General features: G+C 55.2%; 15 protein-coding genes. 13 read left to right on the forward strand and 2 right to left on the reverse strand.

Going from position 1 to position 16,768, the window contains the following annotated elements; translation table 11 throughout:
• Positions 1-135: 135 nt before the first annotated feature.
• A complete protein-coding gene (gene orn / locus KUO20_RS05940) occupies positions 136-729 on the forward strand; it encodes an oligoribonuclease (protein WP_235041965.1) in 594 nt (197 codons plus the stop codon).
• Between the two features lie 3 nt (positions 730-732).
• Here orn and queG read toward each other — a convergent pair whose 3' ends face one another.
• The gene (queG, locus tag KUO20_RS05945) at positions 733-1,854 is read right to left on the reverse strand and encodes a tRNA epoxyqueuosine(34) reductase QueG (protein WP_235041966.1); all 1,122 of its coding nucleotides are present in this window, start codon (positions 1,852-1,854) and stop codon (positions 733-735) included.
• A 201-nt stretch (positions 1,855-2,055) separates the two neighbouring features.
• On the opposite strand from queG, the gene KUO20_RS05950 reads away from it, so the two are divergent.
• From KUO20_RS05950 to KUO20_RS06000, 11 genes are all read left to right on the forward strand, one after another.
• Positions 2,056-3,528, forward strand: coding sequence for an NAD(P)H-hydrate dehydratase (locus KUO20_RS05950; protein ID WP_235042430.1), 1,473 nt, complete (start codon positions 2,056-2,058; stop codon positions 3,526-3,528).
• A gap of 11 nt (positions 3,529-3,539) precedes the next feature.
• Positions 3,540-4,055: a tRNA (adenosine(37)-N6)-threonylcarbamoyltransferase complex ATPase subunit type 1 TsaE gene (tsaE, locus tag KUO20_RS05955; RefSeq protein ID WP_235041967.1), complete on the forward strand. Its 516-nt coding sequence runs from the start codon at positions 3,540-3,542 to the stop codon at positions 4,053-4,055.
• Positions 4,046-5,509 carry an N-acetylmuramoyl-L-alanine amidase gene (locus KUO20_RS05960; RefSeq protein WP_235041968.1) on the forward strand — a complete coding sequence of 488 codons (1,464 nt, stop codon included), beginning with the start codon at positions 4,046-4,048 and terminating at the stop codon, positions 5,507-5,509. Before tsaE ends, KUO20_RS05960 begins: the two co-directional genes overlap by 10 nt.
• 32 nt (positions 5,510-5,541) lie before the next feature.
• Complete coding sequence (gene mutL / locus KUO20_RS05965) at positions 5,542-7,476, forward strand: DNA mismatch repair endonuclease MutL (RefSeq protein WP_235042431.1); 1,935 nt, start codon at positions 5,542-5,544, stop codon at positions 7,474-7,476.
• Between the two features lie 78 nt (positions 7,477-7,554).
• Positions 7,555-8,493 (forward strand): tRNA (adenosine(37)-N6)-dimethylallyltransferase MiaA, encoded by a 939-nt coding sequence (miaA, locus tag KUO20_RS05970; RefSeq protein WP_235041969.1) that lies wholly within the window; start codon positions 7,555-7,557, stop codon positions 8,491-8,493.
• 137 nt (positions 8,494-8,630) lie between these two features.
• On the forward strand, positions 8,631-8,879 hold the full coding sequence (gene hfq / locus KUO20_RS05975; protein WP_235041970.1) for an RNA chaperone Hfq: 249 nt from the start codon (positions 8,631-8,633) through the stop codon (positions 8,877-8,879).
• 37 nt (positions 8,880-8,916) lie between these two features.
• Positions 8,917-10,227 carry a ribosome rescue GTPase HflX gene (gene hflX, locus KUO20_RS05980; protein ID WP_235041971.1) on the forward strand — a complete coding sequence of 437 codons (1,311 nt, stop codon included), beginning with the start codon at positions 8,917-8,919 and terminating at the stop codon, positions 10,225-10,227.
• A gap of 148 nt (positions 10,228-10,375) precedes the next feature.
• The gene (hflK, locus tag KUO20_RS05985; RefSeq protein WP_235041972.1) at positions 10,376-11,665 is read left to right on the forward strand and encodes an FtsH protease activity modulator HflK; all 1,290 of its coding nucleotides are present in this window, start codon (positions 10,376-10,378) and stop codon (positions 11,663-11,665) included.
• Positions 11,666-12,562 (forward strand): protease modulator HflC, encoded by an 897-nt coding sequence (hflC, locus tag KUO20_RS05990; RefSeq protein ID WP_235041973.1) that lies wholly within the window; start codon positions 11,666-11,668, stop codon positions 12,560-12,562.
• Between the two features lie 200 nt (positions 12,563-12,762).
• Positions 12,763-13,959 (forward strand): ATP phosphoribosyltransferase regulatory subunit, encoded by a 1,197-nt coding sequence (locus KUO20_RS05995; RefSeq protein ID WP_235041974.1) that lies wholly within the window; start codon positions 12,763-12,765, stop codon positions 13,957-13,959.
• Entirely contained in the window at positions 13,959-15,254 is a 1,296-nt protein-coding gene (locus tag KUO20_RS06000; RefSeq protein WP_235041975.1) for an adenylosuccinate synthase, read from the forward strand. Before KUO20_RS05995 ends, KUO20_RS06000 begins: the two co-directional genes overlap by 1 nt.
• Before the next feature lie 124 nt (positions 15,255-15,378).
• Here KUO20_RS06000 and cobO read toward each other — a convergent pair whose 3' ends face one another.
• A complete protein-coding gene (gene cobO, locus KUO20_RS06005) occupies positions 15,379-15,978 on the reverse strand; it encodes a cob(I)yrinic acid a,c-diamide adenosyltransferase (protein ID WP_235041976.1) in 600 nt (199 codons plus the stop codon).
• Positions 15,979-16,224: 246 nt separating this feature from the next.
• Here cobO and KUO20_RS06010 point away from each other — a divergent pair, with 246 nt between their 5' ends.
• A complete protein-coding gene (locus KUO20_RS06010) occupies positions 16,225-16,710 on the forward strand; it encodes a YajQ family cyclic di-GMP-binding protein (protein WP_235041977.1) in 486 nt (161 codons plus the stop codon).
• The last annotated feature ends 58 nt before the right edge of the window (positions 16,711-16,768 follow it).

A 16,768-nucleotide genomic window follows, 5' to 3' on the forward strand; every position in this document is an offset into this window, starting at 1 on the left:
TGTACCTACCAAGTAGCCAAGCTGTCCTGCATGGGCTGCTTGGCAATGCGATTTAAGGCACTATTCTGATTTTAAACTGACTTTACGCCATAATTGCACGCTGATAACGGCTATTTTGGCAAAGGAATGAACGCAATGAGCAATGATACGACCGAGACCGACGTGCCCCGCGATGACTTATTGATATGGATAGACCTGGAAATGACCGGTCTAGATCCTAATAAGGAGCGCATTATTGAAGTGGCAACGCTGATTACCGATGCGGATTTGAACGTGGTGGCAGAAGGGCCGGTCATGGCCGTGAAGCAGCCCGACAGCCTGCTGGCGCAGATGGATGATTGGAATCAGAAAACCCACGGCGAATCGGGTCTGGTTGCTCGGGTGAAAGCCAGTCAGGTGGAAACCGCAGAAGCTGAGCAGAAAACCTTGGCGTTTTTAAAGCAGTACGCCGTGGCCGGGTCGTCACCGATGTGCGGCAATAGCATCCATCAGGATCGGCGTTTTTTAGAGCGTGAAATGCCTGAGCTTCTCAACTTCTTTCACTATCGCAATCTCGATGTATCGACGTTGAAAGAAGTGGCGAAACGCTGGAACCCAAGCGCGCTGGCAGGCTTTAGTAAGCGCAACGTGCACCTAGCAATGGACGACATTAAAGAGTCTATTGCCGAACTTGCCCACTATCGAACGACTTTTTTACGCGTTGATCAGGGCCGCGACGAAGAAGAGTAGCCATTAGGCGGTGGCAATACGCTCGCCACGTTTGAGGCGCTGTTCCTCCAGCGCCCAGGCCACGTGCTCGCGCACCAGTTCGCTGGGAAAGCCGCGCCGCGCCCACAGCGCCGCTTCCGTGGCCTCGCTCCATGGAGCGTTGCCAAGGCCAATGGCGATGTTGCGCAGCCAGCGCTCGTAGCCAATGCGCCGGATGGGGCTGCCCGCGGTCTTGTCCAGGAACTCCTCTTCGCCCCAGGCGAACAGGCTGATAAGCGCTGCGCGGTCTAAATCATGGCGCGGTGCAAAGTCATCTTCCTGGGTAATGCGAGTGAAGCGAGTAAAAGGGCAGACTAGCTGGCAGTCGTCGCAGCCATAAATCCGGTTGCCCATGGCGCGGCGAAACTCAATGGGTATTGCGCCGTGGAGCTCAATGGTGAGATATGAAATGCACTTGCGCGAGTCGACCACTTTGTCGTCAACGATGGCGCCGGTGGGGCAGGCGGTACGGCAGCTGTTGCAACTTCCGCAGTGCTCATGCTCAAAGGGCGCATCAATAGGCAGCGGTAGGTCGGTGTAAAGTTCGCCAAGAAAAAACAGCGAGCCCGCTTTAGGGTTGAGCAGCATGGCATTTTTGCCAAACCAGCCTAACCCGGCCTTTTGGGCCAGGGCGCGCTCCATCACCGGCGCTGAATCGACAAACGCGCGGTAGCCGAACACGCCGACTTCCTGCTCAATTTTTTTTGCTAATAGAGCTAACCGTTTACGGATGAGCTTGTGATAATCGCGCCCCAGCGCGTAGCGCGATACGTAGGCTTTGCTGGGCTGGCCAAGCACTTTGGTGGTTTCTACCTCGGGGGGCAGGTAATCCATTCGGACGCAGATAATGCGCTGAGTGCCGGGTTCCAACTGCGCAGGCCGCGTGCGTTTGGTACCGTGTTTGGCCATAAAGCCCATCTCGCCGTGATAGCCTTTTTCTAGCCATGCGTCGAGATGAGCCTCGTGGGCCGACAGTTCAGTATCGGTGATGCCGACTTGCTGAAAGCCGAGCTCCTGCCCCCAGGTCTTGATTAGACCAGCAAGGCGAGCAAGCTTTTCGTCAGTCAATGCATCGCTAGGGCGTTCAACGGCAGTGAAATCCGGCATAGTTAATCAAATCAGTCGTTCATCAAATAGATAGAGAGTTAAATAATATAGTCAGGTCGTCGTCAGTCTAGTCATGCAAGCTAAACAGTTGCCAGCACAGCGGTTGTCAGACTGCGACAAGGTTTTAAGCGCGCTATGCTAACGCATTGGCAGCCATCAAAATACGTGAAAGGAGAGATCGTGACGGTCCCGAATACTTCCATGCTACGCCCTCTGTATAAAGCCGCCCAGGTGCGCGAGCTTGACCGACGCACGATTGCCGGTGGTATTGATGGCTTTGCATTAATGCAGCGCGCTGCATCCAGCGCTTGGCATTGTTTCCGCTCACGCTGGCCGCAGGCGCGCAGTTTAACGGTGATATGTGGCCATGGTAATAACGGCGGCGATGGTCACGTGCTCGCGGCGCTGGGGATGCAGTCTGGTCTTAAGGTTCAGCGGATTACGCTTAAGCCTCTTGATGAGCTAACCGGTAGCGCGGCCCGCGCCGCAGAGCTGGCAACCTCGGCAGGCGTTGGCTGCGAAGAGTGGCATGCGGGCATTGCGTTAACGGGCGAGGTGATTATTGATGCGCTGCTGGGCACCGGTTTTAATGGTGCAGTAGAAGGGCGCTTCAAGCGTGTCATTGAAATGATCAATGCCGCTGATCGACCGGTACTGGCGATTGATATCCCCTCTGGGCTGGTAGCCGATACCGGTGCCATCCCCGGTGTAGCGGTTAACGCTGCCTGCACGGTGACTTTTATTGGCGATAAAGTCGGTTTGCACACGGGCGATGCGCCGGCCTGCACCGGCGAGATCGATTTTCGCTCCCTGGGCGTTAAAGCCCAGGCGTATTTTGATATTCCCCCCGCCGCCTGGCGACTGGATGAGTCGCTGTTGGCGGGCGCTTTTACACCGCGCCTGCGCACTAGCCATAAAGGCACAATGGGTCATGTGCTGGTGATGGGGGGCGCGCCTGGATTTGGCGGGGCCGCTTTATTGGCGTGCCAGGCGGCTGCGCGCATGGGCGCGGGAAAAGTAAGTTTGGCAACGGCGCCTGAACATATCACTGCCAGCTTAGTGCGCTGCCCCGAGGTGATGGCGCATGGGGTGCGCGGTGGCGCTGAGGCAGGCGAATTGCCACGCCATGCCGATGTTGTCGTTGTGGGGCCGGGGCTTGGCCAGGCGGCCTGGGGGCAGGCCGTGCTGCAAAGTGCGTTGCAATCGGACGCGCCGCTGGTCGTTGATGCCGATGCTTTGAATCTTTTGGCGCGCCAGTGGCCTGATGTTCAACGGGATAACTGGATTTTGACGCCGCATCCTGGCGAAGCCGCAAGGCTGCTGGGGTGTACGATCGCCGATATTCAGGCCGATCGACCTGCTGCCGTTCAAGCACTGCAGCGAGCACGCGGCGGCGTGGTGATATTAAAAGGCGCAGGCAGCTTAATCGCCGGCCCTGGCGGCTTGGTCGTTTGCCCGTATGGCAACCCAGGCATGGCCAGCGGAGGAATGGGCGACGTGCTGAGCGGCATGCTGGGAGCGTTGATCGCCCAGCGCGGTGAGGTTGAGTTCTGCGCTTGGCTTGGCACGATGGTGCATGCGTTAGCAGCTGACCGTGCGGCTGAGCAAGAAGGCGAGCGTGGCCTGCTGGCCAGTGATCTGGCATCCTATGCGCGAAAATTGATTAATCCTTGAAGGCAGCCCACATGCAGGTGCAATTAGATAATGAAGATGCCCAGGTAACCTTTGGTGAGGCGCTAGGGCATGCTTTGCAAGGCCGCGGGCTGGTATATCTTGAAGGTGAGTTAGGCGCCGGTAAAACAACGCTCTCGCGCGGCATTCTGCGTGCCTATGGTTATCAGGGGGCTGTGAAAAGCCCTACCTATACGCTGGTAGAGCCTTACGAGATTGGACCTCAGCGGGTGTATCATCTGGATTTGTATCGACTGTCTGATCCAGAAGAGCTTGAGTTTATCGGTGGTCGCGATGTGCTGGCCGACGCTGCCCTTAGTATTGTTGAGTGGCCCAGTCGTGGCGAGGGTTGGTTGCCTGCACCTGATCTTCGCTTAATGCTAGAGGTGGCTGCTCACGGGCGTTTGGCCTCATTAACGGCGTGCAGTGATAAGGGTAGGCTTGTGCTGGCATTATTACAGCGCCAAGTGGATGAAGGAAGTCAGGTTCGTTCCGACCAGCTGGAGAGTGGTGTGATTCAATGGAAATGAAAGGCGCAGTAGCACGCGCATGCCGGCTGCTGGCCACGGGTCTTTTTACCTTAGTGGCGGTCAATGTTCAGGCGGCGACTGTGGACAGTATACGTTTATGGGCGGCGCCTGATCATGCGCGCCTGGTGTTCGATTTGTCGGCTGCCGCAAATGCCAACGTCTTCTCGTTGGAAAATCCCGCGCGGTTAGTGATCGATTTAGACGATACGCAGATGGATACTGACCCCAGCACGCTGCCGCTTCACGACAGTGCCATCACGTCGGTGCGTTCAGGGTTGCGTGACGGTGGTGGCTTGCGGGTAGTGCTTGAGCTTAATCGCGAGGTAGAGCCGCGCCACTTCGCCCTAACGCCGAACGACCAATACGGGCATCGTCTGGTCGTTGATCTTGAGTATCCCGGCGAGAGTGCCGTTGAAAATCCCATTGATCCCATTGAGGCAATGATTCGGGATCAGGAAATTCAGTCGCAGCTTGCCATTGCTCAACAGCAGGTGCCGGGCAGTCCGCAGGTGTCTGCACCCGCCGAGCCAATAGAAGTGCAGGAAGCTAAGCCGCATCCGCGTCGAGATATTATTATTGCCGTTGATGCCGGACACGGCGGCGAAGACCCGGGCGCGATTGGCCCTTCAGGTACCCGCGAAAAAGACGTCGTGCTTGAAATTGCCCGACGTTTAGCCGCTGAGGTGAACAGCACCGAAGGGTTCAAGGCGGTGCTGACGCGCGACGGTGATTACTACATTGGCTTGCGTCAACGTACGGCGCTGGCCCGCGAACAAAAAGCCGATTTCTTTGTTTCAATTCATGCCGATGCCTTCACCAGTCCGCGCCCTCAGGGCAGCTCGGTGTATGCGCTTTCTCAACGCGGGGCAACCTCGGAAACCGCGCAGTGGCTGGCCGATAGCGAAAACCGCTCTGATCTTATTGGCGGTGTCGATGGCAGCCTTTCGCTGCGTGATAAGGATCAAGTGCTGCGCGGCGTGCTGTTAGATTTGACTATGACGGCCACGTTGAACGATTCGTTATCCATCGGCGGGCAGGTGTTAGAGCAGCTTGGGCGGATCAATCAGCTGCATAAACCGCGCGTCGAGCAGGCCGGGTTTATGGTGCTTAAATCGCCTGATATTCCGTCGCTACTGATTGAAGTTGGCTTTATCTCCAATCCTGATGAAGAGCGTCGCTTACGCGACCCGGTGCATCAAACGGGGCTGTCGCGGGCTATTTTTGGCGGTCTGCGCGAGCATTTTGTTCGCTATCCGCCGCCCGCCAGTTTGCTTTCTTGGCAGCGTGATAACCAGCGCCGGCCGTCAGGTAACGAGTACCGCATTCAGTCAGGCGATACGCTGTCGGCGATTGCCATCCGCCACGGCGTGCCAGTGAACCAGCTTCGCCAGGCCAATGACTTAAACGGTGACGTTATTCGCGTTGGCCAAGTGCTACAAATTCCCAGCTCATGAGGTGCTGTTTATGAGGTGCTGTGTTGACTGATATGACCGCTACCGCATCGCGTATTCATGTGCTCGACCCGCGCTTGGCCAACCAGATTGCGGCCGGCGAGGTCGTTGAGCGCCCTGCATCGGTAACCAAAGAGCTGATAGAAAACGCCATTGATGCCGGCAGCCAGCGTATCGATGTCGATATTGAGCAGGGCGGTACGCGGCTCATCAAGGTGCGTGATGATGGTATCGGCATCGGTGAGCAGGACTTGCCGCTGGCCTTGGCGCGCCACGCAACCAGTAAAATTGGTAGCCTGGAAGACCTGGAGGGCGTTAGTTCGCTAGGTTTTCGGGGTGAGGCGCTGGCGTCTATCAGTTCAGTTTCACGCTTAGAGCTGATCTCTAACGCTGAAGATGACCCTCGCCATGGCTGGCGAGTGGTGGCAGAGGGGCGTGGAATGGAGGCCAGGGTCACGCCAGCGCCGCACCCCCGAGGCACCAGTGTTGGCGTGCGCGATTTGTTTTTTAACACGCCGGCTAGGCGTAAATTCTTACGTACCGAAAAGACAGAATTTGCTCACGTGGAAGAAGCGTTTCGCCGTCAGGCGCTGTCGCGTTATGACATCACGTGGGTGCTGCGGCACAATCAAAAGGTCATTCATCAGCTGCCTTCCGGGCACTCTGTCGCAGCCCGAGAGCGTCGAATTGCCTCGCTGCTCGGTAAGAATTTTATTGAGCATGCTCGCTACATTGAACGCGAGGCGGGCGGCCTGCGGTTAAGTGGCTGGGTAGGTCTGCCTACTCATTCGCGCTCGCAGGCCGATCAGCAGTATTTTTTTGTGAATGGACGTGTGGTTCGCGATCGGCTCGTCGCCCATGCGGTGCGCCAAGCTTACCGTGATGTGCTGTTTAATGGCCGTCATCCGGTGTTTGTGCTCTATCTTGAACTTGATCCTGACGTTGTCGATGTCAACGTTCATCCGACCAAGCACGAAGTACGCTTCCGTGATGGCCGCATGGTGCACGACTTTCTGTATTCGAGTCTGCACCACAGTCTGGCGTCCTCTAAGCCCTCAGCTGATCATGATGCCGACGGCGATGAGGTAAACGAGAGCGACGACGGTCATTCACAAGAGGGTGTAGCAGAAAATGCCGAGCAGCCGCGCTGGCAGCAGCAGGGGATTGCACTGACTCACTCGCCGGATCGCCACCCGGGCGCTGAGCGCGTGCGCCGCTTCATGCAGGGCTATCAGGCGCTTCATCCCAATCATGAAGAAACCCTGTTGACCCCGCAGACTAGCGATTCAAATGAGCTAGGCGGCAGCGCGATGAGCAACAGCCATGGCGCCAACCAAGTGCGCGAAGCGCCGCTGGCAATGCCGGATGACGACCCGACCGCGCCGCCGCCGCTGGGGTTTGCGCTAGGCCAGTTACACGGTATTTATATTTTGGCGCAGAACGCGCAGGGGCTCGTGTTGGTGGATATGCACGCTGCTCATGAGCGCATTGTTTACGAGCGTATGAAAACCCAGCTTGCAGCCGCGAAAGGCTTAGATGCTCAGCCGCTGCTGGTGCCTGTTTCTATTGCCGCTAGCGGGACGGAGGTGGCGACGGCCGAGAGCGAGCAGGCGGCCATTGCCAAGCTGGGTATTGAGCTTGATATTGCCGGGCCAGAGACATTGCTGGTTCGCCAGATGCCAGCGCTACTGGCGCAGGCCGATCCTGAAGCGCTAGTGCGCCAGATGCTTGAGGAACTCGCCCGCTATGGCCGTACTCACCAGGTTGAAGCGCGGCTGCATGAGCTGCTCTCCACGATGGCCTGCCATGGTAGCGTGCGCGCCAATCGGCGGCTTACCCTTGATGAGATGAATGGGTTGCTGCGCGATATGGAGCGCACCGAGCGCAGCGACCAGTGTAATCACGGTCGCCCCACCTGGACGCAAATGGGCTTAAAGGCGCTTGATCGTTTGTTTTTACGTGGGCAGTAGCCACTAGTCGCTTGATAAGTGATGTCTTGTTCAATAGGCGCTAAGGCGCCTTTTTTTAATCCGGAGTTTTAACAGCGCATGGCTGATACGCGCCCCTGGGCGATTTTTTTGATGGGCCCTACGGCTGCGGGTAAAACCGACGCCGCTATGGCGTTACACGAGCGCTTGGGGCACGAGCTGATTAGCGTTGATTCAGCCATGGTTTACCGCGGCATGGATGTTGGCAGCGCAAAGCCTAGTGCTGCAGAGCTTGCCCGCGCGCCGCATCGCTTGATTGATATTCGTGACCCTGCGGAGCCTTATTCAGCCGCTGATTTTCGTGAGGATGCACAGGCGCACATGCGACAAATTAGCGCGGCTGGCAAGGTGCCCCTGCTGGTAGGCGGCACCATGCTGTATTTCAAGCAATTGATGGAAGGCGTTGCCAATCTTCCCTCGGCGGATTCGGCTATCCGTCAACAGCTTGAGGATCAGTGTCAGGCGGAGGGGCTTTTGGTGCTCCATAAGCGCTTGGCGCAGGTTGATGCGCTGTCCGCTGAGCGCATTCATCCTAATGATCCTCAGCGCATTATGCGCGCGCTGGAAGTTTATTACGTCAGCGGACGGCCGATGAGCGAACTTTGGGCAGAGCAGCAGCCGGAAACCTTTCCATGGCGGGTGCTGTCGATAGCTTTAGCGCCTAATGATCGCAGCTTCTTGCATCGGCGTATCGAGCAGCGCTTTGAACTAATGCTGGGCGAAGGCTTGATAAATGAAGTCGCCGCCCTCAAAAAGCGTAATGACTTACATTCAGGCTTGCCTGCTATGAAAAGCGTTGGCTATCGCCAAGTCTGGGAATATCTGGATGGCGAGTACGATTATGCCACTCTCGTTGAGCGTGGCGTCATAGCTACGCGCCAGCTTGCTAAGCGTCAATTGACGTGGTTAAGAAGCTGGCCTGAGTTAACGTGGGTAGATTCGCAGCGTGACGATGTGTTCGATAACGTGCTGAAAATCGTGCGTGAAAGCGGTGCTTAGCGTAAGATGATGATCTAGTGAATGTGTGTTTTCGAGCGGCCAGTTGACTAGGCCTTTCGGGCAACAAGATTGCGGCGTAGCACCAGTAGGGCACGCCATTGATAATTAACCCCAACGACAGTTTTAGGGAGAGCAACATGTCCAAAGGGCAGTCCCTTCAAGATCCTTACTTGAATATTTTGCGCAAGGAGCGCATTCCGGTCTCTATCTTTTTGGTCAACGGCATTAAGCTGCAGGGCCAGATTGAATCGTTTGACCAGTTTGTTATCTTATTGCGTAATACCGTCAGCCAGATGGTTTATAAACACGCTATTTCTACGGTTGTGCCTTCTCGCAATGTACGCTTGCCTGCGCCAGATCTGGCAGAGCAGGATGCAGAGATTTAACACCGCTGGAAAAGCAAGAGAATCCACGAGGTATTGATTGTTTTTCGAACGCCCAGACGCCGGTGAAACGGCAGTTCTTGTTCACGTTGATTTCCATGATGAACAAAAACGTGAAGACCCGGGTGAGTTTTTAGAGCTCGTGCGCTCTGCTGGTGCAGAGCCTGCGACTCTACTCACTGCTAGCCGACATCGTCCAGATTCGCGCACTTTTATTGGATCCGGTAAGTTGGAAGAGTTGCGGGCATTGCTTGCGGCTCATAAAGCAGAACTGGTCATCTTCAACCATAGCTTAAGCCCCTCTCAAGAGCGCAATGTTGAGCAAGAGCTCAAATGCCGAGTGTTAGACCGTACCGGTCTTATTCTCGATATCTTTGCGCAGCGGGCACGAACTCATGAAGGTAAGCTGCAGGTAGAGCTTGCCCAGCTTGAATATATGTCTACTCGCTTAGTGCGAGGCTGGACACACCTAGAGCGCCAAAAGGGCGGTATTGGCCTGCGCGGCCCGGGTGAGACACAGCTTGAAACTGACCGACGCCTATTGCGTGGTCGGATTAAATCGATTCATAAGCGGCTTGATAAAGTGCGTAGCCAGCGAGACCAGAATCGTCGCGCCCGCGCTCGCGCTGAAATCCACAGCGTCTCGTTAGTGGGTTATACCAACGCCGGTAAGTCAACGTTGTTTAACGCGTTAACCAACGCCGATGTGTATGCCGCGGATCAGCTGTTCGCAACGCTGGACCCGACGCTACGCCGCCTGGAAATTGCAGACGTTGGCCCTGTGGTTATGGCAGATACGGTTGGTTTTATTCGCCATTTACCACATAAGCTGGTTGAGGCGTTTCAGGCAACGCTGCAGGAGGCGTCCGAAGCTTCACTGCTGGTGCATGTTATTGACGCCGCGGATCCTGACCGCGAACTCAACGTGAAGCAGGTAGAGTTAGTGCTAAAAGAGATCGGTGCTAACGATGTGCCGGTGCTCAAGGTTATGAATAAAATTGATAGGCTGGGCAGCGCGCCGCGCATAGAGCGTGATGGCCAGGGCGTCCCGGAAGTCGTTTGGCTCTCGGCGCAGGAAGGGCAAGGCCTTGATTTGCTGCACGAAGCGCTCAGTGAGCGGTTGGCAAACGATGTCATTGGCTTTTCGCTGACACTCAGTCCTGAGCAAGGTAAGCTGCGTGCAGGGTTGCATGAGCTTAATGCCGTTCGCACAGAGTCCTTTGATGAGCAGGGTCATTCTGTATTGGGTGTGCGCCTGCCACGGCGTGATTTTAATCAGCTGATGGCGCAACTGGGCGAGCGCGCCAATACGTATCTACCTAAAGCACTACGTGAAACCGATGAGTGGTAGTCTAGTTGTTAAGATATTCCGTGCACTGCCGGTTTTCTGTTTCGCATAAGAATGAGACAAGATTTATATAGCAACAATATCAAAACGCGACGGCTTCTCTTACCGGTGGAGTCACGTCCGTTAGTGAATTTCTTAGTGGAGACGATGTATGGCCTGGAATGAGCCTGGTGGTGGGAACAAGCACGACCCGTGGAGCAGCGGCGGCCGACGTGGTGGAAGCGACGGCGACAGAAGCCAAGATGGCAACAACGGCGGCAATAACGGCGGTGGCAACAACAATGGTAATAAAGGGGGCAATAACCAAGGCCCGCCTGACCTTGATGAAGCGCTGAAGAAATTCCAGGAAAAGCTTAGCGGCATCTTTGGCGGTGGCAAGAAGAGCGGCGGTAAAAAAAGTGATGGGGGCGGTAGCGGTAAAAACCGTAATCCTCTTGCTTTGCCAGGTCTGCTGATTGTCGTTGCGCTGGCTATCTGGGCTGCCATGGGTTTCTACCTCGTTGACCAATCTGAGCGCGGCGTTGTACTGCGCTTCGGTGAATTCCAGGGGATTGTCGACCCAGGCCTTCAGTGGAACCCACCGCTGATAGACGAAGTGCGTATGGTTAACGTGACGCGGGTGCGTTCGCTGACACAAATGCAGTCGATGCTGACGCGTGATGAAAATATTGTAGAAGTGGAAATTTCGGCGCAGTACCAGGTCGCTAACCCTCGCGATTTTGTACTAAACGTGCGTGATCCCGCCATTTCGATTGAAAACGCGCTGGACTCTGCACTGCGTCACGTGGTCGGCGGTACCGATATGATCGATATCCTTACCTCTGGGCGTGAAATTTTGGGCAGCTCTGTGTCAAGTCGTCTGCAGTCTTACCTCGACAACTATGGTGCCGGTATTCGTCTGCAAACTATCAACATTGAGTCTACCTCTGCGCCTGGGCCCGTTATCGATGCCTTTGATGACGTTATCCGCGCTCGTGAGGATCGTCAGCGTACGATCAACGAAGGGATGGCTTATGCGAACGCTATCATTCCTGCGGCTCAAGGTCAGGCGCAGCGTGTGGTAGAGCAGGGTCAAGGTTATCGCGAATCGGTTGTCGCCGAGGCGCAGGGTCAGGCCAACCGATTTAACTCGCTGTTGACCGAGTACCGTAATTCGCCTGAGACCATGCGTGAGCGTATGTACTTAGACACGATCGAAGACGTGTTCAGCAGTACGCCTAAAGTGCTGTTAGACGTCAGCGAGAACGCGCCTTTGATGTATCTCCCGCTAGATCAGATGCGTGGCGGCAGCGGCGGTAATCGAACTGGCTCGTCGTCTAATAGCAGTAGTGATGGCAGTCAAGAGCAATTAGATCCTGATGTGATTGAGCGTTTGCGCAGCACGCAGAGCAGCTCTTCAGGCAATACCAATAGTAGCTCCATCCGCAGGGAGGGCCGGTAAATGATTAATAATCGATCCTTACTAGTGGTTGGTGTTTTAGCCGCAGTCGCATGGCTTGCGAGCAACACTCTGTACGTCGTTGACGAAACCGAGCGCGCTGTTAAATTGCGTTTTGGTGAAGTCGTTGAAGAAAATATTCAGCCTGGTTTGCACGCAAAAGTGCCCATTGCCCAGACGATCCGTAAGTTTGATACTCGCTTACTGACACTGGATACTGATACCAGCCGCTATCTGACGCTTGAGCAGAAAGCGGTCATCGTAGATTCCTACGTGAAATGGCAGGTCATTAACCCCACTCGTTACTACGAAGCAACGGCTGGCGATGAAATGATGGCCGTTCGCTTGATTCAGCCGCGCGTTGACGAAAGCCTGCGTAACGAGTTTGGCCGTCTTAATCTCCAAGAAATTATCGCTGAGCGTCGCGATGACCTGATGGTTGGGCCAACCGCTGAGCTTGATGAGCTGATGCGCGAAGAGCTAGGCGTGGCCATCCGGGATATTCGTATTAAGCGAATCGACTTGCCCGAAGACGTTTCCGCTGCAGTTTTCGAGCGTATGCGTTCTGAGCGTGAGCGTGAAGCTCGCGAGTGGCGCGCTCAGGGTCAAGAAGAGGCGGAGCGTATTCGCGCTAACGCGGATCGTCGCCGTCAGGTATTGCTTGCCCAGGCTAACGAACGTTCTGAAACGTTACGTGGTGAGGGTGATGCGCAGGCCGCTGCGATCTTCTCCGAAGCCTATGGCCAAGATCAGGAGTTCTTTTCTTTCTGGCGCAGCCTGGATGCCTATCGCGCAAGCTTCTCTGGCGATGGCAATTTGATGGTTTTAGAGCCTAATAGCGATTTCTTCCGCTACTTGCGTAGCGCTGATCCAGAAAGTGGTGAAGACACAGGCGAATAATTCGCAGGTGTTCGTGGTGGTCCTCGTCTTAGCTGGTTGACGGCCAGGCGGGGTTCACCTAGCCAATAAACGTGATAGAATTTGTTAACCGGGCGTCGCCCGGTTTTTTTGTGGCCCTCATTTAATGCGAGCGGCATCGACGGTCGTGAGCCGTTACTGCTTGAATTTGTTGGGCCTTCATCGTCTGTAGGATTGTTTACATGACCATCGCTGACCGCTGGCTACTGCCCGACGGCATGGATGAGGTGCTTCCGCCTCAGGCAAGCCGTATGGAAGAACTGCGCCGTGCGCTGCTTGATCTTTACCATTGCTGGGGCTATGACCAAGTAATGCCGCCACCGGTAGAGTTTTTAGACTCTTTGCTCACCGGTACCGGTACGGACCTTGATCTGCAGACCTTTAAGCTGACCGATCAGCTAACGGGCCGTATGATGGGGGTTTCGGCGGATGTTACGCCGCAAGTCGCGCGTATGGATGCCCACTCATTAAGACGCCAGGGCCCGGTGCGGCTATGCTATTGCACTAATGTGCTGCGCGCTAAGGCCGATCAGCACCAGGGCGGGCGTAGCCCCGTGCAGGTAGGCGCAGAGCTTTTCGGTCATGCGGGGCTTGATGCCGATAGTGAAATTATTTATCTAGCCTTGGCCAGTTTAAAGACTGCTGGTGCAGAAGAAATTCATCTGGCGCTGGGGCATATCGGTATCTATCGCAGCCTTGTTGAGGCGGCGGCGCTGAATAATGAGCAAGAAAGAGCGCTCTTTGAAGCCCTGGCGCTAAAATCGCCTAGTCAACTGGCAGAGGTTGTGCAGTCGAGTGTCTCAGAGCCTGCATTGGCCGAGATGCTGCTGGCACTTGGAGAGCTGCACGGCGGGGCAGATGTATTGAGCCAGGCGCGGGATCGCTTTGCCGGCGCACCCGCGACGGTAACGGCGGCATTGGATCAGTTGGATGCTCTTTATCAAGGTGTGCTCGCACGCTTTGACGTGTCGCTGTACTTTGATTTGGCTGAGCTGCGCGGTTATGAATACCATACCGGTATGATGTTTGCCGCCTACGTGCCCGGCTATGGGCATGCGCTCGCGAAAGGCGGGCGCTATGACGATACTGGTCGGGCCTTTGGTCGTGCGCGTCCGGCGACTGGCTTCTCAATGGATCTGAAACAGCTAGCTTCGCTGGCGTTAGTATCGTCGAGCCGCGGTAGCATTTGGGCGCCTGCTCATCAGGATGAGTCGCTCAACGCTGCCATTGTCGCGCTGCGTGAGCAGGGCGAACGCGTGATTCAAGCGCTGCCTGGGCAGCGTACTGGGCCGGCGGAGCACGACTGTGACCGCTGTCTTGAGCTTATCGATGGTCGTTGGCAGCCAACGACCCTGACACAAGAGACGAGTGCATCATAATGGGTAAGAATGTCGTAGTGCTAGGCACCCAGTGGGGTGACGAGGGCAAAGGTAAGATCGTTGATCTGCTAACCGAGTCCGCATCTGCCGTGGTACGTTTTCAGGGTGGTCACAATGCTGGCCATACGCTGGTCATCGACGGTGAAAAAACCGTCCTGCACCTGATTCCTTCAGGTGTTCTACGTCCAGGCACAAAGTGTGTGATCGGCAATGGCGTGGTGCTTTCACCAGAAGCGTTGATCAAAGAGATCCGTGAGCTGGAAGCCAAGGGCGTACCCGTGCGTGAGCGACTGCGCCTTTCGCCTGCCTGCCCGCTAATTTTGCCGTACCACGTACGTTTGGATCAGGCGCGTGAAAAAGCCCGTGGTATCGCTAAGATTGGCACCACCGGCCGCGGCATTGGCCCCGCCTATGAAGACAAGGTGGCGCGCCGTAGCCTGCGTTTAGGCGATATGCTGCACCGCGAGCGTTTCGCTTCTAAGCTGGGAGAAGTGCTCGACTACCACAACTTTGTGCTAGTTAATTACCACGGCGAACCGGCAGTCGATTTTCAAGAAGTACTCGACTCGGCCATGCAGATGGCTGAAGAGCTTCGCCCGATGGTATGCGATACGGTCAGCATGGTGCACGACCTGCGTAAGGCCGGTGAGAACATTCTGTTTGAAGGTGCTCAGGGTTCACTGCTGGATATCGATCACGGTACTTACCCTTACGTTACTAGCTCCAATACGACTGCTGGTGGTGTTGCAACCGGTTCTGGCGTTGGCCCGCTGTATTTGGATTACGTGCTGGGTATCACTAAGGCATACACCACGCGCGTGGGCTCTGGCCCATTCCCGACGGAGCTTTTCGACGTAGACGGGCGCCACCTTGCCGAGCGCGGTCATGAGTTTGGCGCTACCACTGGGCGTGCACGTCGCTGTGGTTGGTTTGACGCTGTGGCGCTACGCCACGCGGTGCAAATTAACTCTGTCTCCGGTATCTGCTTGACCAAGCTTGATGTACTAGACGGGCTGGAAAATATCCGTGTATGCGTTGGTTACCGCAGCAAAGATGGCTATGTGATGGATAACCCGGTGGATTCAGAAGGCTTTGAAGCTATCGAACCGCTTTATGAAGATCTGCCAGGCTGGAAAGAGTCGACCCTCGGTGCTAAGCGAGTAGAAGATTTGCCCGCCAATGCCCGTGCTTACATCAGCTATCTTGAGCAGCAGGTAGGCACCAGTATCGATATTATTTCCACCGGCCCGGACCGTATGGAAACAATCGTATTGCGTAACCCCTTCACAAGCTAATGATGGGTAGCGCAGGCTGAACGTCAGCCAGTGGACGCGAAAAGGGGCAATTTAATTGCCCCTTTTTTTATAGTTAAAATAGCGTGCTGAAAATCGCGTCTTTAAAACCGATTTTTACGGAAGGCTAGTAGTCGATACCTCTACGCGCTTGAAGTCCGTTGTTGAAAGCATGGCGGACTTCCTGCATTTCGGTCACCGTATCGGCCATGGCGACTAGCTCGCGATGAGCATTACGACCGGTAATGATGACCGTCTGTTCCGGCGGGCGATTCTCCAGCGCCTGTTTCACCGTTTCAATCTCTAAATAGCCAAACTTGAGCATGTAGGTAATTTCATCCAGCACCACTAGGTAGGTCTCTGGGTCGGCCAGCATGCGCTCGGCCTCTTTCCATACCGCGTGGCAGGCGTCGGTATCCGCCTGTCGGTTTTGCGTATCCCAGGTAAAGCCTGTGGCCATAATCGCTACTTTTAAATGGCTGTCTTCTTCTAAGCGATTGCGCTCGCCACACTCCCATAATCCTTTGATAAACTGCACAACTGCCACGTTATAACCATAGCCCAAGGCGCGGGTCACCGTTCCCCAGGCTGCCGTGGTTTTGCCTTTCCCATTGCCGGTGTTGACAATAATAAGGCCGCGCTGCTCATTGGCGCTGGCGACTTTCTCATCTACGCGCGCTTTGAGCTTCTCCATCGATGCTTTGTGGCGGGTGTCGCGATCGCTCATGGTGCCTCCTAAAAAGCGCTTACTCTGGAAAGTGGTCAAGATAGCGCATTAGCGTAAGCCATCTACTTTGCATTGAACATTCTTTTGAGTCAGCTTTTGAGTAGCTTCTGTACAACTAATTATGAACTTATGTTAGGCATTGTTTAGTTAATAGGTGCTTAAAACACACAACAAGACGAAGAGAATTGGCCGGTAGGGGGCTGCCTGCTCTAGAATGGTGGGCCATGTCTTGTCAGGAATTGAATCATGCCCTCATTTGATATTGTCTCAGAGTTCGATCAGCACGAAGGTGCTAACGCCGTTGATCAGGCAAACCGCGAAGTGCAGTCTCGCTTTGACTTTAAAGGCGTCAATGCCATCTTCACACTTGAAGCCGATAAAGTGCAGCTAGAAGCGGACGTTGATTTCCAGCTCAAGCAAATGCTGGACGTACTGCGCGGCCGGCTAATTGCTCGCGGCATTGATGCTCGCTGCATGGATATTCAAGATCCCGTGCTTTCCGGCGTTAAGGCGCGCCAAGAAGTGGCGCTAAAGCAGGGGCTTGATGCGGCAGAGGCAAAAGATGTGGTCAAGCGCATCAAAGCCAGCAAGTTAAAAGTACAGGCGCAAATTCAAGGTGAGAAAGTGCGCGTCACGGGTAAAAAACGCGATGATTTACAAGGGGTCATGGCGTTACTACGCGCTGAAGAAGGGCCCGACTTGCCGCTGCAGTTTGATAACTTTCGCGACTAGTACGAGGGATTTAACGTAGTCCATCGCCATCGCCCTCATTTAATCATGTGAATGATCG

It is taken from the genome of Vreelandella profundi, from assembly GCF_019722725.1.
Classification (GTDB): domain Bacteria; phylum Pseudomonadota; class Gammaproteobacteria; order Pseudomonadales; family Halomonadaceae; genus Vreelandella; species Vreelandella profundi.